19 protein-coding genes are annotated in these 20487 nt (G+C 40.4%); 8 read left to right on the top strand and 11 right to left on the bottom strand.

The genetic code is table 11. From position 1 onward, the window contains the following. Window positions 1–32 precede the first annotated feature (32 nt). The 3 genes from ACZ5GY_RS08620 to ACZ5GY_RS08610 all read right to left on the bottom strand — a co-directional run bounded on the left by ACZ5GY_RS08620 (window position 33) and on the right by ACZ5GY_RS08610 (window position 3189). Window positions 33–1793, bottom strand: a complete 1761-nt coding sequence (locus ACZ5GY_RS08620) for a methyl-accepting chemotaxis protein (RefSeq protein WP_213691113.1) — start codon at window positions 1791–1793, stop codon at window positions 33–35. A 128-nt stretch (window positions 1794–1921) separates the two neighbouring features. Next, entirely contained in the window at window positions 1922–2095 is a 174-nt protein-coding gene (locus ACZ5GY_RS08615) for a DUF362 domain-containing protein (RefSeq protein WP_213691112.1), read from the bottom strand. Window positions 2096–2178: 83 nt separating this feature from the next. Further along, window positions 2179–3189, bottom strand: coding sequence for an NAD(P)H-dependent glycerol-3-phosphate dehydrogenase (locus ACZ5GY_RS08610; protein ID WP_213691111.1), 1011 nt, complete (start codon window positions 3187–3189; stop codon window positions 2179–2181). Between the two features lie 110 nt (window positions 3190–3299). On the opposite strand from ACZ5GY_RS08610, the gene ACZ5GY_RS08605 reads away from it, so the two are divergent. Next, a complete protein-coding gene (locus tag ACZ5GY_RS08605; RefSeq protein WP_464111755.1) occupies window positions 3300–5684 on the top strand; it encodes a diguanylate cyclase in 2385 nt (794 codons plus the stop codon). 7 nt (window positions 5685–5691) lie between these two features. Continuing rightward, window positions 5692–6837: a sensor histidine kinase gene (locus ACZ5GY_RS08600; RefSeq protein ID WP_213701405.1), complete on the top strand. Its 1146-nt coding sequence runs from the start codon at window positions 5692–5694 to the stop codon at window positions 6835–6837. Between the two features lie 76 nt (window positions 6838–6913). On the opposite strand, the gene typA is transcribed toward ACZ5GY_RS08600, so the two are convergent. Then, window positions 6914–8779, bottom strand: coding sequence for a translational GTPase TypA (gene typA / locus ACZ5GY_RS08595; protein ID WP_213691825.1), 1866 nt, complete (start codon window positions 8777–8779; stop codon window positions 6914–6916). Window positions 8780–8952: 173 nt separating this feature from the next. Next, window positions 8953–9294: a hypothetical protein gene (locus ACZ5GY_RS08590; protein WP_213691826.1), complete on the bottom strand. Its 342-nt coding sequence runs from the start codon at window positions 9292–9294 to the stop codon at window positions 8953–8955. Window positions 9295–9385: 91 nt separating this feature from the next. Here ACZ5GY_RS08590 and ACZ5GY_RS08585 point away from each other — a divergent pair, with 91 nt between their 5' ends. From ACZ5GY_RS08585 to ACZ5GY_RS08575, 3 genes are all read left to right on the top strand, one after another. Next, window positions 9386–10537: a hypothetical protein gene (locus tag ACZ5GY_RS08585; protein ID WP_307879797.1), complete on the top strand. Its 1152-nt coding sequence runs from the start codon at window positions 9386–9388 to the stop codon at window positions 10535–10537. 72 nt (window positions 10538–10609) lie between these two features. Further along, window positions 10610–11332 carry a thioredoxin-dependent peroxiredoxin gene (gene prxU / locus ACZ5GY_RS08580; RefSeq protein WP_464111754.1) on the top strand — a complete coding sequence of 241 codons (723 nt, stop codon included), beginning with the start codon at window positions 10610–10612 and terminating at the stop codon, window positions 11330–11332. A gap of 157 nt (window positions 11333–11489) precedes the next feature. Further along, window positions 11490–12434, top strand: a complete 945-nt coding sequence (locus ACZ5GY_RS08575) for a DUF72 domain-containing protein (protein ID WP_213691751.1) — start codon at window positions 11490–11492, stop codon at window positions 12432–12434. A 354-nt stretch (window positions 12435–12788) separates the two neighbouring features. Here the strand turns inward: ACZ5GY_RS08575 and ACZ5GY_RS08570 are convergent, their stop codons facing one another. The 3 genes from ACZ5GY_RS08570 to ACZ5GY_RS08560 are packed head-to-tail and all read right to left on the bottom strand — an operon-like array spanning window position 12789 to window position 13914. Beyond that, window positions 12789–13493 (bottom strand): cytochrome c biogenesis CcdA family protein, encoded by a 705-nt coding sequence (locus tag ACZ5GY_RS08570; RefSeq protein ID WP_213691750.1) that lies wholly within the window; start codon window positions 13491–13493, stop codon window positions 12789–12791. Window positions 13494–13509: 16 nt separating this feature from the next. Continuing rightward, window positions 13510–13743: a thioredoxin family protein gene (locus ACZ5GY_RS08565; protein WP_213695870.1), complete on the bottom strand. Its 234-nt coding sequence runs from the start codon at window positions 13741–13743 to the stop codon at window positions 13510–13512. Window positions 13744–13758: 15 nt separating this feature from the next. Then, window positions 13759–13914: a hypothetical protein gene (locus ACZ5GY_RS08560; protein WP_213691748.1), complete on the bottom strand. Its 156-nt coding sequence runs from the start codon at window positions 13912–13914 to the stop codon at window positions 13759–13761. Window positions 13915–14061: 147 nt separating this feature from the next. On the opposite strand from ACZ5GY_RS08560, the gene ACZ5GY_RS08555 reads away from it, so the two are divergent. After that, window positions 14062–15240: a M20 metallopeptidase family protein gene (locus ACZ5GY_RS08555; protein WP_213691747.1), complete on the top strand. Its 1179-nt coding sequence runs from the start codon at window positions 14062–14064 to the stop codon at window positions 15238–15240. A gap of 23 nt (window positions 15241–15263) precedes the next feature. Here the strand turns inward: ACZ5GY_RS08555 and ACZ5GY_RS08550 are convergent, their stop codons facing one another. Beyond that, entirely contained in the window at window positions 15264–16484 is a 1221-nt protein-coding gene (locus ACZ5GY_RS08550) for an HD domain-containing protein (protein WP_213691746.1), read from the bottom strand. 130 nt (window positions 16485–16614) lie between these two features. Between ACZ5GY_RS08550 and ACZ5GY_RS08545 the strand changes: the two genes are divergently transcribed. Then, the gene (locus tag ACZ5GY_RS08545) at window positions 16615–17772 is read left to right on the top strand and encodes an amidohydrolase (protein WP_213691745.1); all 1158 of its coding nucleotides are present in this window, start codon (window positions 16615–16617) and stop codon (window positions 17770–17772) included. 45 nt (window positions 17773–17817) lie between these two features. Here ACZ5GY_RS08545 and larB read toward each other — a convergent pair whose 3' ends face one another. Then, window positions 17818–18567: a nickel pincer cofactor biosynthesis protein LarB gene (gene larB / locus ACZ5GY_RS08540; RefSeq protein WP_213691756.1), complete on the bottom strand. Its 750-nt coding sequence runs from the start codon at window positions 18565–18567 to the stop codon at window positions 17818–17820. A gap of 77 nt (window positions 18568–18644) precedes the next feature. Here larB and ACZ5GY_RS08535 point away from each other — a divergent pair, with 77 nt between their 5' ends. Continuing rightward, a complete protein-coding gene (locus ACZ5GY_RS08535) occupies window positions 18645–19055 on the top strand; it encodes a hypothetical protein (RefSeq protein WP_213691744.1) in 411 nt (136 codons plus the stop codon). A gap of 96 nt (window positions 19056–19151) precedes the next feature. Here ACZ5GY_RS08535 and ACZ5GY_RS08530 read toward each other — a convergent pair whose 3' ends face one another. Further along, window positions 19152–20369: an iron-containing alcohol dehydrogenase gene (locus ACZ5GY_RS08530; RefSeq protein ID WP_213691743.1), complete on the bottom strand. Its 1218-nt coding sequence runs from the start codon at window positions 20367–20369 to the stop codon at window positions 19152–19154. Between the last annotated feature and the right edge of the window lie 118 nt (window positions 20370–20487).

Genomic DNA, 20487 nt, shown 5'->3' with positions numbered 1-20487 from the left:
TTTTCACAAGCGAGCCTCCTCTTTGGCTTCTTCTATTTCTTTTTGAACCACGTTGTAAAAAGAGCGTTTCTTTCTTTTTGTATAACTCCATCGACAAGTGATTTAACACCAGGTGAGACATCTTTAGGCATCATTACACCAAAATGTTCTCTTGCAAGTTGAGTGCCGATTTGAATCAACGATGGTATTTTTGATGCATATTCAAGGTAAACTGGTGTCTCTAAGATACATGCATCTATTTTTTTATGTGTAAGCTGGTTAATTATTTCATCCCATGTAGGAAGACTTAATATTCTGCTTTCTGTTAAGGTCTTTCGACCTACGACTTCTCCGGTTTTCCCTTTTAGTACACCTACGGATCGTCCTTTCAAATCGGAAAGTCCAGAAAGATGTTTTTCTTCTAATGACGCTGCCAGTTGCCCACTTGCGACATACCACACGGAGAAAGTAACAAAAGCTGCTCGTTCAGGAGTTTTCGTAACAGGCGAAATGATTAAATCACAATTGGGCCAAGGTCTATCTTTCCAAATGCCTGTGATGGTTTGCTCCTCACCATTTCCCCATTCTAACGGAACAATTTTAAGGTTTACTCCGAGTTTTGTTGCAATGGCGTGCGCCAAATCTACGTCGAGTCCTCTAACAGTTTCACCATTCCAAAAATGGAAACGTCCCCAATCTGAATGATCTATTCCTACAGAGAGGTATCCTGTTTCTCTGATTCTATCGATACGGGTATTTGTTGTACTGCTGAAAGCAACTAAGGAATGTTTTTGAAGGGATGATGCTTTTTTTTCAAGAACTGCAAGGTGTTCTGTGCTCGCAGCGACAGTTGTTGTTTGCTCTTGAATTGATGTGTTAATTGAAAAAAGTTTATTCGACTGATCAATTACTAGCTCTGTCGTCTGTCCAATAGCGTCAGAAACGTTTTCTATTGATGCTACTTGTTCTTGAACAAAACAACTGGCACTTGACAGTTTTTGTAAAATTTCTGTTACTTCGTTAAGCATATGATCAAGACCATCTCGACTTTTTTGCGACTGCGTTTGAGCATCCTGAACAGCACTTTCTGCCGTGTTGATTTTGCTGTATCCGTCTTGTGCGGAGTTTTGAATAGCCTGAGCTAATTTCCCTATTTGTGTAGCTGCTTTTGCAGATTCTTCTGCTAATTTTCTTACTTCATCTGCAACAACGGCAAAACCTCGGCCGGCTTCCCCAGCTCTTGCTGCTTCTATAGCTGCGTTGAGGGCCAATAGATTGGTTTGATCTGCAACTCCTGAGATAGCTTTGACAATATTACCAATGTTTTCGCTAACGGAGAGCATTTGTTTTATAGCTTCAGCTACAGAGGCAGTTGCATCAACTACGGCGAGTATTGTTGTTTCTGATCGAGAGGTGAGCGTTCTATTTTCTTCAGCGAGATGGCGTATCGTTTCCCCCTGGGTTGCCATATCAGTTATAAGGGTTGCTGTTTGACGAGATGCTTCTGTCATTTCTTTCAGTTGTTGGTCAGATTCCTGAGCTAGCGCTCCCAGTTCTTTAGCTCCTTGAGCGAGTCCATTAGCATTTTCAGATATGACATCCATTGAAGCTGCGTTATCTGTAATAAGAAGATTCATGTCCTCTGCAATAACATCGAGACTGGCTATTTCGTCCCTAGCTCTTTGTATAAATTCTTCTAAGAGGTCTTTTCGGTCCCTCTCTTGATGTGAAGAAGATTTGAGGGCCGGAAGGGAGTTGCCAGCTGTTTCGGTTTTCCAGAATCGCGAAAAGAAAGATTGGTGACCGGTAGACATGCCTTTTCCCTCCAAAATAAATTAAGTACACAATTAATCATTATATCATAGACCAATAAAAAAAGGAGAACCCCAAGGATTCTCCTGTATCCTGCAACATTATAAATACGATACCGCAGGTTCCTTCTTTACTGGGAAATGGCATTAACCGGGCAAACCGAAACACAGCTGCCACACTCAATGCATGTATCTGCATCGACTTCAGCTTTACCATCAACCATAGAAATAGCTTCTACAGGGCAAGTCCCTACACATGTTTCGCAACCAACGCATGCATCTTTATCTACGACTGCTTTTGCCATCATGTATACCCCCTCTGTATTGAGATAAACCTCACAAGGCGGATTATATAATACTTTAATTGACAAGGCAACTTGTGCCCATTTTATGACCAGAAAATAGCTGGTGGATACTCTGGCTTAGGATCACGAGTGAGAAGATTTTCAAGTTCGTCTCGTGGAGAGGTTCCTTCATAGAGTAAACGGTATATTGCTTCAGCAATAGGGAGTTCAACATGATGCTCTTTGGCCAAATCAATAACGGCCCGGACAGTAAAAGCTCCTTCTGCGACTTGACCGAGGATTTGTTTAGCTTCATCAAGGGATTTGCCCTCTCCTAACAGCTTGCCGAGTCTGAAATTTCGAGAATGGAAGCTATAGCACGTAACTACCAAGTCACCGATACCGGCAAGTCCGGCCAATGTAAGTGGGTGGGCTCCCAATTTTGCTCCGAGTCTCATTATTTCCGCGAGCCCTCGACTGACAAGTGCCGCTGTGGCATTATCTCCAAGATTCATTGCTTTTCCTATTCCTGATGCAATTGCTATTACATTTTTTACAGCTCCTCCGATTTCTACTCCTGCTACATCATTGCCAGTATACACTCTAAAGCAAGGGGCATTAAATAAATTTTGCCAAGATTGTGCTGTTTCAAAAGAAGAAGAGGCTACAATTGTTGCAGTAGGGAGTCCTTTGATAACTTCTTCTGCGTGACTTGGACCGGAGAGTACAGCGTAAAGTGCATCTGGATAGAATTCTTTTACGATCTCACTAATAGGTTTAAGAGTTTTTATTTCTATCCCTTTTGCTACATTACATACTGAATATGGAGTGTTAAAATTTTTTAGGGATGAAAGTATTTCCCGTACTGATTGTGTCGGAATGGCCATGATCCAAAAAGATGATCGTGTGGCGGCTTCTTCCATATCCCATGTAGCATGAATATTCTGAGTCAAAGGTATATCTTTTAGATAGTCGGGGTTCATTTTATTTGTATTGATATATTCAGCTTGCTCCCGTCGTCGACACCATAAACAAATGTCATGCCCATTGTTGGCCAAGACATTGGCGAGGGCTGTTCCCCAGCTCCCAGCGCCGAAAAGAGATAGAGTTGCCACGCTGCATTCCTCCTTACTAAAATTTAAATTTTACTTAACGATCTTTTCTGTAGTAATGTTAGAATATAAAGTATAAACTGAAATAAAATAACCACCTTGGAGGTAGTCTTTTGCAAGATTGGTGGGGCGGAATCCTTTTTCTTCTAGCTTCAGCTGCAGGTCTTTTTTTAGGGAAAGGAACTTTGTATTCTTTATGTCTTTTCCCAGCAGTCCTCCTTCTTTTATTCCCTGCTGTTTCTATATACGGGACAAAAAGAGCAGCTGGGATAATGTTTCTGTTTGCTTCTATATCACTCCCTGCTTATGTTGTTTTAGACGTTTTCCCTTTACAAGCAGCTCTTCCATTATATGCCATGATTTTTTCTATGTACGGCATTACAGAATATCTGAAACGGAAATTATCGAGAAAAGCTTCTGTCTTTCTTGATTGCATAAAGCAGGTTGGTTCCACTTCATCTGTAGAAGAGGCGTGTGTTCCTGCCCTGCAACTAGTTCGCCGTCTTCTGCCTGATTGTGCTCCTGCTATTGCTCTTTACGATGAAAAAAATAAGTTTTTTCGATTAATGAGTGGGCATGATGAGTACACAGGAGAAGGGGTTGATCCCAATGGAACTCTTCCCCTTGGAGACAATATTTGTTCCAGAGTGTTTTTGTCAAGTAAACCGATAGTTGTAGATGATGTAAGGGTAAATCCACTTTATAAGGAAGGATTACCTGGTGCTCGTTCAGAATTGACTGTACCTATTGTTTGGCGAGGTGAAAAAAATGGCGTTATTAATGTGGAATCACGAAAGTTAGGACGGTTTTCTTCTAGCGATGTAAATAACTTACAATTTTTTGCAGCTATTTTAGGAGAAATTTTCTCGCATTTAATGGCGGAACAGAAATTGGAGAATAACATTAAAGAGCTCGAGCAAACGAATAGAGCATATCTTTCTGCGCAGAGAGCTTTATCTTGTGCTCTTGATGTAACACGTGAGCAGAAGACGAATCTAGAGCTTTTGATTAAGAAATTTCGGGATCTTTTCGATATAGTACAAGGGATGTCATATTGTCACTCCGTTGAAGAATTATTTCCTTTTGTCTCACAGCAACTTTCGCAGAGATTGGGATATAAAAATGTATATGTATTTTCTCGTCGAAGCTTTTCTAAAGAAATGTCCCTTCAGTCGTGGGTTGGGAAACTTCCTGAAGAATGTAAAAATATAAAAGGTCTTAAACGGGGTATTTTAACTTACGTTTTAGAAACAGGGAAACCTTATCTGGCGACAGATGTTTCTAAAGACGCTCTTTACGTTAATCTCGATAATGATGTTCGCTCAGAACTTATTATCCCTGTGCTTTCTAGCAATGGAACCTGGGGAGCAATTGCTGTCGATGATGACAAAATTGGTGGAATTACCCATCAAGACCAGGAGTTTTTAGGTGTTATAGCTACTCATTTAGCACTTGAGTTGGAAAATATAGAATCTTTCAGATGTCTTAATCTTGAAGTTAATCGTTTAAAGGCTCTTCTTGATATAGTTCAGTCTCTTTCCAATGAAAAGGCGAGTTTTAAACAAGTTTCTAATCATGTCATGAGAATGTTGACTTCTGTTTTTAGTTATGAGAAAGTAACAATTTTTGCTGTAGAAAAGAAAGAGGTAGAGCCTCCGTTCCTTAGGGCTTTAGCCTCTAATTTTGTGGGCATGTCTGATCTAGACCATTTTTCAGAAAGGCTTCATGATATTGGAGGTGGTCAGGTTGCTCGATGTGTAGAGCTAGAGCAGATTATTAATACACCGGATCTTAAAAAGTCTCCTTATTACGTTAATCTTTCTTCTAAAAATACGACATCCCAACTTGACGTTCCTATTATATTCGGAGGGGAAGTCTACGCTGTTATTTCAATAGAGAGGAATAGCCCCTTTGAAAAAAGCGATGAAGACTTTTTTATGATTCTTTCTCGTCATTTGGGAGCTCTTTTAGCTTTGCAGAAAATTTTCGAAGATATGAAAAGAAAGGCACTTGTTGATGATTTAACTCAACTTTGGAATCGTCGTTTCCTTTCGATGCGCCTTGCAGAAGAGCAATCTCGGTACGAACGAAATGGTGAAGTGGTTAGTGTGGTTATGGTTGATATGGTTGATTTTAAGAAGATCAACGATACGTATGGTCATATTGCTGGAGATAAAGTTTTAAAAGTTTTTGCTTCTCTCTTGGGTGATTCTATTCGAGCTGGTGATATAGCTGGTAGATTTGGTGGAGACGAGTTCCTCTTGATATTACCAGGAACCAGCAAAGAACAGGCAATCTATCTTATAAAACGTTTGCAACGTAATCTTACACTACTTAGTATAAAAGGTGTTGAGAGTGAGATTTCTGCTGATTTTGGTATAGCAACTGTTCCGGAAGACTCTTTCTCTCTTCATGAAGCGTTGAAGATTGCTGATAACAGAATGTATGAAAGCAAGGAAGAGCGAAGACGTCTGAAGACAGACCGAAAGGAAGAATGAAACATTTATGGAAAATGGACGTTTACCAGTGAAATTACAAAAAGTACAAGAGAAGGTAAGTGAAACCCTTACGGAGAGTCTTGATTTCATAGCTTCACTTCGTGAAGATGAATTAGAGCACCTGCATGAAGTGAGGATGAAACGTGCCAGCTTGCAGAAAGAGTTAGAGGATGTCATTATTGCCTCTCAAAATGCTGAAGAAGAATATAGAAAATCAAGAATGGAGCTGATGGAAGCTTCCAGGTCCAACAATAAGCAGTGTGAGCAGGATGCTTATAATAGAGCAGCTCATCTTATGAAAATTAGAGGGGCTTTTGAAGAAAGAGAAAAAAGCCTTTGTCGGATGCGAGACGATCTTGATAGAGAAGAACGAAGAACTGAGAATTTCCTTGAACGTAGTGAACATGTTGCTAACCGCTTCAGGGTAGCTCTGGAATTTATTTCATCTAATATTGACGAAGCGTTGGGGGCAAGTGAAAATTACGATTTGAATAGTATGAAGATGGCATGTCAGTTAGCTGAAAGAGAGAGTCGGGCCTTGGCACGAGATTTGCATGATGGTCCAGTACAACGGTTTTCAAGTGCCGTATTACAACTAGAGACAGCCCAAGAGTATATTAAGGGTGGGGATATTAACGAGGCTGTTTCTGAGTTGGAAAAAACAAGAAATCAGATTCAGGAAGCTTTAGGTGATATTCGCGCTCTTCTTTTTCAACTTAACCCGACAGGGCTTTCAGAAGGCCTGGATTCAGCTCTTGATCGTTTGGCAAAACAGGTTTGGAGTTCCGGAGGACCAGAGGTTTGTGTTCGTATTGAGGGAGATCAACGTAAAGTTCCCCTTTCATTTAGAAGACCTATTTTCAAAATTATCCATCAAGCTGTTGCTAATGCGTTTCTTCACGGAAAAGCCAGAGAGGTTTCTGTTCGAATCGATATATTAAATGATGTTATGAGGGTTCGTATTTCAGATGATGGTAGAGGCTTTGATGTAAAAAAAGAACGAATGCAAGCTGCTGAAAGAGGTTCATATGGTCTTATTAGCATGGAAGAAAGGGCAATGATGATCGGAGGAAATTTAAGAATTGAAAGTGAACCTGGTCGCGGAACGGCTATCCATTTAAGTGTTCCCCTTTCAATTTTTTCAGAGAAATAGTAAAGAAAAAACCCCGTTTGGGATATTTTCCCAAACGGGGTTTTATTTTACGTTAATATCAGCGAGGCATATAATTTTAGCTAGCTTTTTTTGAAGCTTTTTTTCGCTCTTGAGAATCAAGAATAGCTTTTCGTATTCTGATTGATTTAGGTGTTACTTCAACAAGTTCTTCATCAGCAATCCATTCCATGGCTTTTTCAAGAGACATTTTACGCGGTACATCAAGCTTAATTGTCATATCTTTTGTAGCCGAGCGATGGTTTGTCGCTTGTTTCTTTTTAGTCGGATTACACGGAAGATCCCCTGGTCTTGAGTTTTCCCCGACGATCATTCCCTCATATACAGGATCGCCAGGTTCTATAAAGAGAGTCCCTCGTTCTTGAAGGTTTTCAAGCTGGTAACTTGTAGCTTCTCCTGTATCAAGACTGACCATACTTCCACGATTGCGTGGTGAAATTTCTCCAGCCCATTCGCCATATCCAGTAAAAATGGTATTCATGATTCCCAGCCCTCTTGTATCCGTCAAAAATTCTCCTCGGTATCCGATAAGACCTCGAGTAGGAATTTGGAATACGAGACGTATAAGACCTGTTCGCGTATTTTCCATAGAAAGAAGTCTGGCTTTTCTTCTAGAGAGTTTTTCAAAAACAACTCCCTGATACTCTTCAGGAACGTCAATAGTAAGTTCTTCCATAGGTTCCAACAGGCGATCATTTTCATTTCGTGTAATTACTTCTGGTTTCGATACACAGAATTCCATTCCTTCCCGTCTCATTTCCTCTATGAGAATAGAAAGATGTAGCTCACCTCGTCCAGAAACCTTAAGACCGTCAGGACGTCCTATATCCTCTACGCGGAGAGCTACATTGACATGCATCTCTCTTTCAAGTCTTGCTTTTAATTGTCTGAGTGTAATGGGTTGTCCTTCTCGTCCTGAAAAGGGTCCGTTATTTATAAGGAAAAACATAGAAACAGTTGGTTCTTCTATAGCCAATGGCTGAAGAGTTTTGCCTTCAATCTCTGGCGAACAGAACGTATCTCCAATGTTGATTTCCTGTGGACCAGATATCCAGACAATGTCACCAGCAGATATCTCTTCAACTTCTTGGCGGTCAAGACCGCGAGTAATCCACATTTTGACGGATCGAGTCTCTTCTTTCCCGCAGACTTCCCATTCGCCACTTTTATTGGCGACATCTTTCCATTTTGTTGAGTAACGAATGAAGTCTTCTCCCTTTCGAAGCGTTCCTTGAAGAACTTTTCCACACCCAATACGGCCTGTATATTCATTCCATGCTAAGGTGCTAACCTGCATCAGAAAAGGGGAATGAGGATCGACATGCGGTGCAGGTACATAGTCAATTATTGTTTCGAAGAGAGCATTCATCCCTTCGTGAGGATCTTTTTCAAGATCTCTTACTGCCCAGCCATCAAGGCCGGAACCGTAAAGAATAGGGAAATCAACCTGTTCTTCTGTCGCTCCGAGTTCAATAAACAGATCAAATGTCTGATTTAATACAACTGTTGGATTCGCATTAGGCCGATCTATTTTGTTTATGAAAACTATGGGGCGAAGTCCCATAGCCAGAGCCCTCATAAGAACATAACGTGTTTGTGGCATTGGGCCTTCATTAGCATCTACTAATAAAAGGACAGAGTCAACCGTTGAAAGAATACGTTCCACTTCTCCTGAGAAATCGGCGTGGCCTGGGGTGTCGATAATATTTATAAGGTAATCTTTCCATTCTACGGTGCAGTGTTTGGCCCTTATGGTAATGCCTCGTTCCCTCTCTATTTCATTGCTATCCATTACTCTTTCTTCTACGTGTGCCCCTTTTCGGAATACTTGAGCGGATTTAAATATAGAGTCGATAAGTGTCGTTTTGCCATGATCGATATGTGCGATAATAGCGAGATTTCTAATCTTTTCTGCTTGAACCATTCATAACAACTCCCTGGAATATGCAGTTTCCTAAAAATAGCTTGAGACAAACGAACATAATACTCTAATTTCCAAAGAGTAGCAAGTCCAAGCTCTATGTTCTCTTTTGGTTAACAGCAAAAGAAGGTTATAAAAATACCTGTAGATAGAACTACGGAGTGAATTTAGAAAACTTAACGGTTATTTTTTAACTTTGATTCAAGAATTGAATGAATTTGTTCCCACGTAGGAATTCCTTCATAAATTTTTTCTCCTTCGAGTATCCATGCGGGAACATTTCCTTTAATATTATAGCGGACATTGTCGATAAGAGATAAGATGTTACGTGGATCGACCATCGTTATTTCTATTTCAGCTCTATAGTGTTCTTTAATTCGTGTAAGAAGAGGCCCTAAGGTTTCATATTGTCGTTCTTGTGGCGATGTAGCTTTTTCATCTTCACCGTAAGGTGTTCCGCCACAACAACCCACGGCAAATCGCCTTTGCTGTATTATGATTTTTAAGGTTTTAACCATTTAAATACCCCCTCTCTGTACATTTATTACATCATATCACTTTGATTATAAATGTGATAGAGGGCAAAATGTATGAAAAGGAAGGTCGTAAATGAAGGAACAGGCAATTCTTCAATCTATAGACGTCGATGATCATTTAGGCTTGCAACTTTGGTCCCGAGGAGCAGTCCCTCGTCTTGTTATATATAATAAAGGGAAAGATAGTGGCAAGACAGTGCGTTTCTCTTGGCTGGAAGGAGAGAATAAATCTATATCTCTCAAAAGAAAAGACGGGAAAATCGAAAAATATTCCCTTGCCCAGCTCTTGCCAGTTATTCAAGAGCTTCTCTCTACTGAAGCAGCAATAGTTCCTTTTAAAATGTTAGTTTGGAAAACAGCTCTCCTTTTCTCTGATTATCTTCATGAACCCAAAGTGCTCATATCTCGAGAAGATCGTGCCCTTTTATCTGAAGAAAAACGTCAAAGTCTCTGGCTTGCTGATATGGAGGAACAAATTTTTTCTCCCTCTTTTCCTCTTGCGAAAGAAGAGGCGCATCTTGAAGAAAAAATAGAAGGTATACATATAGGTGATGATCGCTCCGTTGTGGCTCTTCGGGCAAAGGGAATAACGAGACAGTTAGCTTCTTGCAATCCTGAACGCTGGTATCGCCATCTTTATTTTTCAGCAGTTGCGTTGCTTTTAGGTTTCTCTCTTTCAGAAGAAGTAGCGTCAGAACTTTCGGACCACCTTTGGCAGAGACCAACAACTACAGATGTCGATGTTTGGGGAAGTCTTCGTCAGCCTGCTCTTATAGCAAAAGAGATGAGTTCGCCCCTTTTGTCTTTTCAACAGAAAATAAAAGCTTTTACTCGTCATTGGGAGGTTGTTCAAGATATAACCAGAGAGGAAAATTACGATAGCGTTGATTTCCTTTTGAAGCAGGGGTATAAGCGAAAGAGAAGAGTTGATTTCCCCCAAAAGGCGTTAGGAGACGTCCCTTACACGGTGACAATATGTGAAAATGTTGAAGATGATTTAATTGCCTTTTGTCTCAAACCATTAATGGCAACAGCACGCCATAAAGAAGAGCGTATGTATAAAGTGAGTTTGAGCAACTTTGAAAAGGCCCTGGGTCATGATTCTGCTGGAAGTTCTCAAGACGAATTTTTTACTATAGCTTCCTTGGTAAAAGCTACAGATTTTAGCTTTTGGCTTAAGAATGTAAGACAAATTGTAGAGCCGGTGCTCTCTTCTCCGTTATAAGTTTTATAAATCAAACAGCCATGGCTTTTTTGTGGTACGATCAACTATTAACTCTTAGGAGGTGAAGAGTGAATGGTGGAGAAAAAGAGTGGTTGTGTTGTTCCTGCTGCTGTAACTGAGGAACATGAACACAAAAAAGATGCAGGCAAAGATTTAGCCATTGCAAAGGAGGAGAGCTCAATGACAATTATGGTTGGCAGAAAAGCTCCTGATTTTACTGCTCCAGCGTATCATAATGGAACATTTACATCCGTTAAATTGTCGGATTTTGCCGGGAAATGGGTTTTGCTTTGTTTCTATCCTGGAGATTTTACCTTTGTGTGAGCTACAGAAGTGTCAGCAGTTGCTGACAGATATGAGGAATTTAAAGAGTTGGGTGTTGAAGTTATTTCGATTAGTGTGGACAGTCAATTTGTACATAAAGTATGGAATGATACGGAGCTTTCAAAAATGGCAGATGGCGGAGTTCCATTCCATATGGCTTCAGATGGTGGAGGAAATATAGGAAGAGCTTATGGGGTGTATGATCCAGATGCTGGAGTAAATGTACGAGGCCGTTTTATTATAGATCCAGACGGTGTCATTCAGGCGATGGAAGTGCTTACTCCGCCTGTAGGACGTAATGTTGATGAAACAATACGACAGATTAAGGCTTTTCAATTGGTGAGAAAAACTGGTGGATCTCAGGTTACACCTTCTGGGTGGCAGCCTGGTGGAAAAGTTCTTGAGCCTGGAATTGATCTTGTTTCTAAGGTTTGGGAGAAATGGAATCCGCGAGACGTCTATAAAAAATAATATTATATAAAGACTAAGAAAGGGATGGGGAAAATTTTCCCCATCCCTTTCTTAGTCTTTATTGATTCGTATATTTAAATGTATTAACATTCTTTTATAGATATAAAAAGTAAAAATATATAAAAAAGATAAAATTGTTTGTTGCGGGGGATTGTCAATGGAAAAACTGCACGTAGGAACATGCTCGTGGAGTGATCGTTCTCTTTTAGAGAGTGGTTGGTACCCTCATTTTGTTTCAAATTCAGAAAATCGTCTCCGTTTTTATTCGGAAAGGTTTTCAACTGTTGAAGTAGATAGTACTTTTTATGCTCTTCCTCATGAATCATCTGTATATCGATGGGTTGTACAAACACCGCCAGGTTTTATTTTTAACATAAAGGCGTATGGCCTTTTTACATATCACAAGGTTTCATACAATAGTTTGCCCCAATGGATTCGTAACGAATTACCCCAACCTGTGCATGGTCAGCGAATACAGCATCAAAATGTTCCTTTCCCCCTTCGTCGTGCTTTATGGAAACAATTTGTTACTCTTGTAACGCCACTTCATCAGATGGGAAGGTTGGGGTACATCCTTTTTCAACTTCCACCATGGTTTAAATATTCTCGCCCAGCTTTAAAATATTTTGAGCGTTTGGCGGAGATAACTCCTCCTTTCAAAGTAGCAATAGAGGTTCGTCACCGAAGTTGGTTTAATAAGGGGCGAAATGATTTAGAAATCCTTTTGAGAGATAGTAATATGGCTTATGTTATCGTAGATGAGCCGCAGCTTTCATGGACGGTTCCCGCTGAAAGGCTTGTTACTGCGACGTGGGGAAGCGTCATACGTTTTCATGGCAGAAATGCAGAAATGTGGCAGAAGAAGGGAGCATCAGTACAAGAACGTTTTAGTTATCTTTATACAAACGAAGAGTTAACAGAATGGAAGGGATCTATAGAAAACATATCGCAAGATGTAGCTGTAACTTTTATAATGTTTAATAATTGTTATAAAGATTACGCTGTGCAAAATGCTTTGGAGATGCAACGTGTGCTTGGATTACGTTCATTTGTTCCCACTGCTGTCCAAAAAAAGCTAGATTTTAATGATGAAGATAAATAGACATGTAGAACAAGCGGGATTTTTCAAAAATATGCAATAACAGTAGAAAATGACTTGTTTTGCCCTTAAATAGTTCTTCAGAACCTTCCAGTGCCTGAGATGGGACTGTGAGGCTTTTGCGCTTTGCTAAAAACGAATATAGAATATAAATGTAATAAAAGGTCGTCGAAGGAGGGGATGGGAAAATAAGTGTAATGGAACCTTCTACGCACGAACAACTGAATAGCAATAAATCACAGGAAGAAATTCCTGTAATAATCCCACTAGGGAAAAGAGTCCGGCGAGCAATCCGGAACAAAAGAAAATGAAGAGGGGCATAGCGAAAAGGTATGTCCCTCTTACATTTTTTGTATTTTAGAGTGGAGCTGTATAGATAAAGTAAAGACCTGCAATAAGAATAAGAACACCGCAAATATAATTGACTCGTGTCAATGCCTTGGATTTTTCGTCCCATTTTAAAAACTTAGAAACAAAGTCTGTTGATGTTCCGGCTATGACAATAACTGAGCAGTGTCCAATAGCGTAAAAGGAGACAAGTAGAAGAGCAAATGGCAGATTTGTCGTTGCTGTTTTTATTGTTAGGGCCAAAAGCGGAGCAACGTATGCAAAACTACACGGCCCAAGGGCCAGTCCGGAAAGGACTCCAAGTATAAGTGCCCCCAGAAGTCCCTTGTTTTTGTTCGCTTTGATCTCTTTTTGCCCGAACCATGGAAGGGTAATAACATTTAAAAGATGGAGCCCTATGAGAAAGAAAACTCCAGCAACAAAGTAATTCGTATACAAACTAATGTCTGTCATTAAAATTCCGGTAGATGTGAGTACCATTCCGATAAGCGCCAAATTAACAAAAATCCCTGCTGAAAAAGCTAAAGAAATAGCAAAAGCACTCGCTCTTTTTGCAGTTCGTGTGCTTTCGATATACCCCACAACAAGAGGTATAGTAACAAGATTGCAAGGGCTCAGCAAAATGCTGAAAATGCCCCAAATAAAGGCGGCCATTAAAGCAAGCCCGCTTGATGCATGGAGGGTGCTGTAAATTGATTCAAATAGATGCAGCATTTTATTCTCCTTCTTGTTACTTCTTCTTTATTTGGATACCATATTCTTCTAACTTCTTAAGAATATCCTCTAAAGGCATAAAACCCACTTCTTTTCCTAAAATATTACCTTGTCCATCTTCAAAAACGAGAGTGGGGACGTATCGTACTTCATATTTTTTTGCCAATTCCGTATTTTGCATAACATTAATCTTCTTGACCTGAACGTATTCTCCGTATTGCAGTGTGAAATCGTCCAAAACCTTGGACATCTGAACACAGGCTGGTCACCCTGCTGCACTTATATCTATAATTAAAGGAAGAGTAGCAGGTACTTTTGCTATAGTCTCAGTCTGCACTTTCTCCACCTTTGTTCCGCGTAAATAAAATATTCCTGCTATTGCTAGAAGAAGTAAGGTAATGATTGTTATCTTACGTAACATAGAAAATAACACCTCCTTTTATGATGTCGATTATACGGGACTTTGGGTACCCGTCAAGAGTATGTTCGCAGAATAAAAGAAACGGAAGCGTGTAAAATTTGGTATGATACTTTAGAAAATTTTTTTGTAATGCATGGAGGCCTAACTATGAATTCAGAAAATCTCTATCTTTTAGCTCAAGAGAGGAAAGAACATCTTGTTGCCTTGAGACGAAATATCCACAAGCATCCAGAATTGGATTTTAACTGTGAAAATACGGCCCAGCTCGTGGAAAAAGAACTTGATGCTCTTGGAATCGAACACTATAGAGCTGCGAAAACAGGTGTTGTTGGAATTCTCCGAGGGCAAAAAAAGGGTAAAACTATTGCCTTCCGCGCTGATATGGATGCCTTACCTGTTTCTGAAAAAAATGAGGCTTCTTATGTTTCTGAAATTGAAGGGTGTATGCATGCATGTGGACATGACGTACATACAGCTTCTCTTCTTGGGGCGGCGTCTTTATTGACAGATTTTCGTGATAATTTGTCGGGAACTGTAAAATTCTTTTTTCAACCTGCTGAAGAGACAGATGGCGGAGCTTTGCCCATGATTGAAGAAAATGTAATGGACTCACCGAAGGTTGATGCCGTATTCGGACTTCATTGTGATCCCCAATTAGAAGCTGGAACTGTTGGCGTTGGGTATGGAAAATTCAGGGCTGCTTCTGATATGTTTCATATTATCATTCATGGAACGGGTAGTCATGGTGCTCAACCTCATCGTGGAATAGATGCAGTGGCCATTGGTTCCGAGATGGTTGCGTCTCTTCAGCAAGTTGTGAGCAGACGTTCTTCTCCTTTTGATCCAGTCGTTATTACCGTTGGTTCTTTTCATGCAGGTACAGCAGGTAATATTATTGCCGATAGAGCTGAAATGCGGGGTATTATTCGCACAATGGATCCTGACACACGCATATTTACCAGAGCCTTGGTTCGACGTATTGTACAGAATATTCCAGATGCTTTGGGAGCAATAGGTGAAATTAACTTTACTGAAGGTTATCCGAGTCTTATCAATGATGAAGAGATGACAAACCTCGTGGCAGAGTGTGGTCGTCAGCTACTTGGTGCGGCAAATGTCCAGGTTATGAAAGAACCTGAAATGGGTGTCGACGATTTTGCATATTTTCTTCAAAAAGCACCAGGAGCCTACTTCCTTTTAGGAACGGGAAATAAAGAGAAAGGGTTTACTCATCCGCTTCATAGCCCATACTTTGATGTCGATGAAAAATGTCTTCCAATAGGTGCTGCCATTTTGGCTGCAGTCGCTCTTCAATTCCTTAACTAAAAATAGAGGAGCGACTATAGTTGTCACCAAAAGAAATCAAAGAGCATGCCGATAGGGAATCCATAGAGTTTCTTATTGGCATATCTGCTATATAATTTTCGTTTAGCTTCATCCAAAGCTTGTGATGTTATTCCTGTCCGCATAGAAAGAGAGGCTTCCACAAAAGCAGACAATTTATCACATACCTCGATAATCTTTCCATCGACAGGATTAAATTCATTTTTGTTTAGAGAGTTTTCCATCTCCTCTGACAGAAATATTTGAGGTGAAGGTTGGTCGTTAGGCCAGATGCGATTGGAGAATTCGTTTTCAGTAAAATAACGAATTTCTCGTCTCCACCCAGAGGGAAGCAGCGGGTAAATTTTTTCTTCCATAGCTTGCTGCTCATATTCTTTAATGAGATCATCTAAACCTTCAACGGAGTTTTTTACAGGAGAAATAATGTCTCGTGTAAGTACTTCCGGAAGATCGTGAAAAAGGCCTCCGTAAAAGTTGTTATATTGTCTACGGGGGCATGCGCCTATTTCAATAGCGATAAAATATGAAAGTATGGCAACAATGAGAAGATGCCCCAGAACGGATGTTTGAGGAATTCTGGGAGTTTGAGCCCATCTCTTTTGAAAGCGGAGTTGTCCCACAAGAGCGGTGAAACCGTATATCCCTTTTTGTGTGTCCGGAAGCTCTCTATTCATTAGCATTGTCTGTACGGCCCTGAGATCGTTATGTTCTTCTATCTGTCTGTTTATTTCATCTCTTGTTGCATCTATGCCGTATAGTGGTTTGCTCCATTCATAAATGTAATCGAATTCCCACTTTGTTGCGAGATAGTGAGCAGCGCGAAGAATCTTGCGCTCTTTGTTTGATTCAGGATTATCTAAAAGATAGTGTTGAAAACGGTTAAAAAAGTCCGTAGAGAGGGCTTCTATGTCACTTCGTAGACGTTCTACCACCCATGAATTCAGCTTATATCTTTCACTTCTATGGGCCATGAGTTTATGAAAAACAGGAGGTTTAATATCCGTAAGAATAACACGATGTAGAAATTCAAAAATACCTCCTTCAATCAAAGTATGCCAGTCTATAGATGTTCCGTGATCTTCCTCTTCTCGGGCAATAACATAGGCAATGATCATTTTATGTGCTTGTTTGGCCAACTCTGTAAACTGCACCGGCCTTGGATGGTCATTCCATCTTTCGATACTTGCTGCGGAAAAAACTTTTTCGATTAATGAACGACTAATCATGCCGAATCTTATTCCTCCCGTCTAAATCATGATTGGCATACTATTAAGAATTATAACACCTCTTGAGAGAAGCTTAGAGCAAAGGTACAATTCTGTTGTATGCACGAGTTTTTATACAGGAGGGACTTTTATGAAAGCAATAATTCATGCCACTATTGAAACTATGACTGGTAAGCCCATTGAAAATGGAACTGTTCTTTTTAATGAATCAGAAATTGTAAGCGTAGGAGAAAGTTTGACTCTTCCTTCAGACGTTGAAATTATTGATGGAACAGGAATGTACGTTACTCCTGGGCTTATTGATGCACATACCCATCTTGGTGCTTTTATACAAGGTTATCCGGAGAGTATGTCAGATGGGAACGAAATGACAAATCCTCTTACGCCTCAATTGCGGATTCTTGATGCCATTTATCAGGATGATCCTGGTTTCAGCGAGGCTCTCTCTGGAGGAGTAACATGTGTTCAAATTTTACCTGGAAGCGCCAATGTTATTGGAGGAGAAGGAGCAATTGTCAAAACATGTGCAGATGTTGTTGATAGAATGGTTGTTCGCGCTCCTTCTGGGATGAAGGCTGCTCTTGGTGAAAACCCAGTGCGTGTGTATGGCGGAAAAACGAATATGCCTATGACACGTATGGCTAACGCTTCTTTAATGCGTCAGGCACTTAACGATGCTCATAATTATCAGGGGAAAAAAGAGCAAGCTGAAAAAAAGGGAGAATTTTTTGAAAAGAATCTTGGTATGGAAGCATTACTCCCAGTAATTAACAGAGAATTGCCTCTGCGCATACATTGCCATCGTTCTGATGATATTGCTACTGCAATTCGAATTGCAGAGGAATTTAATATTCTTTACACAATCGAACATTGTACAGAGGGGCATCTTATAGCATCTTATTTAGCTGAAAAAAATATTATGGCAGCAATTGGCCCCACTCTTACCGGTAAACCCAAGCTTGAGTTAAAGAATGCATCATGGCAGACTTTGACAACTTTATATAATGCTGGAGTCCATTTTTGCATCATAACAGACCATCCTGTAATTCCTATTGATCAGTTCTATGTATGTGCAGCTCTCGCTTTTAAAGCAGGGTTACCTCGAGATATTGCCTTGAAGGCTATTACTATTTTTGCAGCAGAACATTTAGGTATTGCAGACAAAGTAGGTACCCTCGAAAAAGGCAAAGATGCAGATATCGTTTTATGGGATGGAGATCCCCTTGATGTACGGTCTCATGTACTTAGAACGTTTATAGAGGGAAGAGAAGTTTATTCAAAAGAGTAAATAAAGATGAGGGCAGAAAAAATTATTTTTGCCCTCATCTTTATTTTAGGCTGATTGTAAGACTATCTTCCCAGCAAAGAATCCGGCGCCAAGACCGTTATCAATATTCATAACGGCAACGCCGGAAGCGCATGAATTTAACATTGTTAGAAGAGGGGCCATGCCTGCTAAATTAGCTCCATACCCTGTGCTTGTGGGAACTCCGACGACAGGACATGATACAAGACCTGCGAGAACACTAGGGAGAGCACCTTCCATACCGGCTACAGCAACAATAGCTTTTGCTGACTGGAGGGTTTCTACATGGGCAAGAAGTCTGTGAAGACCTGCTATTCCCACATCGTAGAGTCGTTTCGGAACACATCCCATATATTCAGCCGTAACTGCTGCTTCTTCAGCAACAGGAACATCACTACTACCGGCAGTTACGACTACAAGCCCTGGCTTTTTTCCCATATCTCGACGTCTTATTCCAATCATACGAGCTTTTTCATGATATTGAGCATCCTCAAGAAGAGATTTTACAATGTCGAATTGATGTGTTGTTGCTCGTGAAAAAAGAACGTTTTCTTGTGTTTCCGAAAGAGCCTTAGCTATTTGTTGAAGTTGTTCGTCACTTTTGCCGGGACAGTAGACGATCTCAGCAAAGCCTTTACGCAGGGCTCTGTGTGTATCAAGTTTAACTTCTCCTAGATCTTGAAAGGGAAGGCTTTTTATTCTTTGAATAAATAGATTCTGATCTATGGCTCCATCCATGAGTTGACGTGTAAGGTTTCTAAGATCTCCGTCATTCATATTAATCACCAAAACTTTCTGTTAGGATGTAGAAATTGTACTTTATCAATAGAGGATAAAACAAGGAGGCGTATTATATGTCAGAGAAGGTATATCGTGCCTTTTCTTTTTTTCCGGAACATAATGGCAAAAAAGACCTGATGGTAGTTTGGGTTCCTCTTCGAGCTGAACGAATACGAGTTGCTCCTTATTCCATTTTACTTGATGATTATGATCATATCCCCAGAAACGTTCTTTCGCTTGCCAAGGGGTATTGCGATGAATTTTTTGGACTTGACGAACTTAATCTTTTTAAAATTTTTATGAAGGAAAAACGGGAGATAACAGTATTATACGATGAGTATGACCTCCCTCTTCAATGGCAAGATGGAGAGGGTAATCCTTCTTGTCCAATAAGATACTCGCCAAATTGGCAAAAAGTTTTTTCGGTAAAAGGAAATGAAGTTATAGATCTTCCTTTTGAAGTCGATGGATACAGTAAGAAATAAAATGTTTTAAAACAGGGGGAACCGGGGAGAGGGTGGTCTCCCCGGTTTCGTTGTTGGAGGACGGTTGGGGATGCCGCCCTCTCTATGCGTAATATCTTACTTGGTGGAGTAAGGCTTCATTGAGTCTTTATAAATGGTTCGAATAACTTCTTTTGATGCTGGTACAGGTGCAATCGCGAGCAACCCATCAAGGGACGGTGTTGTCATGGCCAATTCGGTGAGACGATCAAGGTCGTTCTCTGTATATCCTTCATCGGCAAGTTTAGATGTTACTCCCAGAGAGTAGAGCCATTTTTCTACGGAGAGGGCTACCTTTTCACCCTCTGCCGGAATTCCTTTTAATCCATCGACAACAGGGGCAAAAAGAGCGGCAAGTACTTCTGGCTGTGCCGGATAGATTTGTTTTAAAACGGCTGGAAGAAGCATAGCTAACCCCAAGCCGTGAGCTAAATCTGGTTTTACAGCAGAAAGAGGATGCTCAAGAGCATGAGTGAAATGAAGAAGCCCATTATCAAAACTTACACCTGCAATTAGAGATGCGTAGAGCAGGAAATAGCGGGCAGTTAAGTCTTCAGGATGTTGTAATGCCTGAGGAAGATATGTTGCAACAAGACGTACTGTTTCTTGAGCTAAAAGTATGGAGTAGGGGCTTGCTGCTGCCGATGTCGCTGCTTCCACAACGTGGTTGACTGCATCGATAGAGACGTAACGAGTCTGGTCTGGAGATAGACCAGTCATGAGAGCTGGATCATCAATAGCATACAACGGATAGATGCAATCGTAAGCAATCGCTGGCTTATATTCTTTTTCAGGAATACTCACTACGGCAAATCGGTCAACTTCTGTACCTGTTCCGTGGGTGAGGTTTATAGCAATAACAGGAGCGGCTTTTGTTGGCGCAAATTTCAACTCATATAAAGAACGAGCATTTTCTTGGGGATATTCCAGAAGTATAGCTGCGCTTTTACCTGCATCTATGGGGCTTCCACCGCCTATAGCTATAACTGCCTGTGCTCCAAAATCGCGTGCTATCTGTGTTGCTTCGTCTACAGCATCTGCTGTTGGGTTCGGTGTTATCTTATCGTAAAGTACATGTTCGATGCCATGCTTATTAAAAGCGTCGCTGACATAATTCCAGGCACCTGTTTTTTTATATGATCCGCGTCCTGTAACGCAGAGAACCTTTTTTATTCCCTGAGCAGAAAGAATTCCCATAATGTCATCAATTTTTCTAATAGCTCCAACGCCAAAATAGGCAGTTGTTTTTGTTCTAATCTCTCTAATCTCATTAATTGATATTTTATGATCCCACATGGTAGCGCCTCCTTGAGAATGTTATCTCAATCACTATCTCTTGAAAAAGAGCTTATCACTAGCAAAAATGGCTGTCAATGGGACCTAGGGCATATTTGGTATAAAAAATACATTATTC

Source organism: Aminobacterium thunnarium (assembly GCF_055390565.1).
This window is presented reverse-complemented; position numbering and strand designations above follow the sequence as displayed.

What these genes read in the sequence shown, in the direction of transcription:
- ACZ5GY_RS08620 (WP_213691113.1), bottom strand. Translation starts at nt 1,793, where the DNA reads ATGTCTACCGGTCACCAATCTTTCTTTTCGCGATTCTGGAAAACCGAA.
- ACZ5GY_RS08615 (WP_213691112.1), bottom strand. Translation starts at nt 2,095, where the DNA reads ATGGCAAAAGCAGTCGTAGATAAAGATGCATGCGTTGGTTGCGAAACA.
- ACZ5GY_RS08600 (WP_213701405.1), top strand. Translation starts at nt 5,692, where the DNA reads ATGGAAAATGGACGTTTACCAGTGAAATTACAAAAAGTACAAGAGAAG.
- typA (WP_213691825.1), bottom strand. Translation starts at nt 8,779, where the DNA reads ATGGTTCAAGCAGAAAAGATTAGAAATCTCGCTATTATCGCACATATC.
- ACZ5GY_RS08590 (WP_213691826.1), bottom strand. Translation starts at nt 9,294, where the DNA reads ATGGTTAAAACCTTAAAAATCATAATACAGCAAAGGCGATTTGCCGTG.
- ACZ5GY_RS08585 (WP_307879797.1), top strand. Translation starts at nt 9,386, where the DNA reads ATGAAGGAACAGGCAATTCTTCAATCTATAGACGTCGATGATCATTTA.
- ACZ5GY_RS08575 (WP_213691751.1), top strand. Translation starts at nt 11,490, where the DNA reads ATGGAAAAACTGCACGTAGGAACATGCTCGTGGAGTGATCGTTCTCTT.
- ACZ5GY_RS08570 (WP_213691750.1), bottom strand. Translation starts at nt 13,493, where the DNA reads ATGCTGCATCTATTTGAATCAATTTACAGCACCCTCCATGCATCAAGC.
- ACZ5GY_RS08565 (WP_213695870.1), bottom strand. Translation starts at nt 13,743, where the DNA reads ATGTCCAAGGTTTTGGACGATTTCACACTGCAATACGGAGAATACGTT.
- ACZ5GY_RS08560 (WP_213691748.1), bottom strand. Translation starts at nt 13,914, where the DNA reads ATGTTACGTAAGATAACAATCATTACCTTACTTCTTCTAGCAATAGCA.
- ACZ5GY_RS08555 (WP_213691747.1), top strand. Translation starts at nt 14,062, where the DNA reads ATGAATTCAGAAAATCTCTATCTTTTAGCTCAAGAGAGGAAAGAACAT.
- ACZ5GY_RS08550 (WP_213691746.1), bottom strand. Translation starts at nt 16,484, where the DNA reads ATGATTAGTCGTTCATTAATCGAAAAAGTTTTTTCCGCAGCAAGTATC.
- ACZ5GY_RS08545 (WP_213691745.1), top strand. Translation starts at nt 16,615, where the DNA reads ATGAAAGCAATAATTCATGCCACTATTGAAACTATGACTGGTAAGCCC.
- larB (WP_213691756.1), bottom strand. Translation starts at nt 18,567, where the DNA reads ATGAATGACGGAGATCTTAGAAACCTTACACGTCAACTCATGGATGGA.
- ACZ5GY_RS08535 (WP_213691744.1), top strand. Translation starts at nt 18,645, where the DNA reads ATGTCAGAGAAGGTATATCGTGCCTTTTCTTTTTTTCCGGAACATAAT.
- ACZ5GY_RS08530 (WP_213691743.1), bottom strand. Translation starts at nt 20,369, where the DNA reads ATGTGGGATCATAAAATATCAATTAATGAGATTAGAGAGATTAGAACA.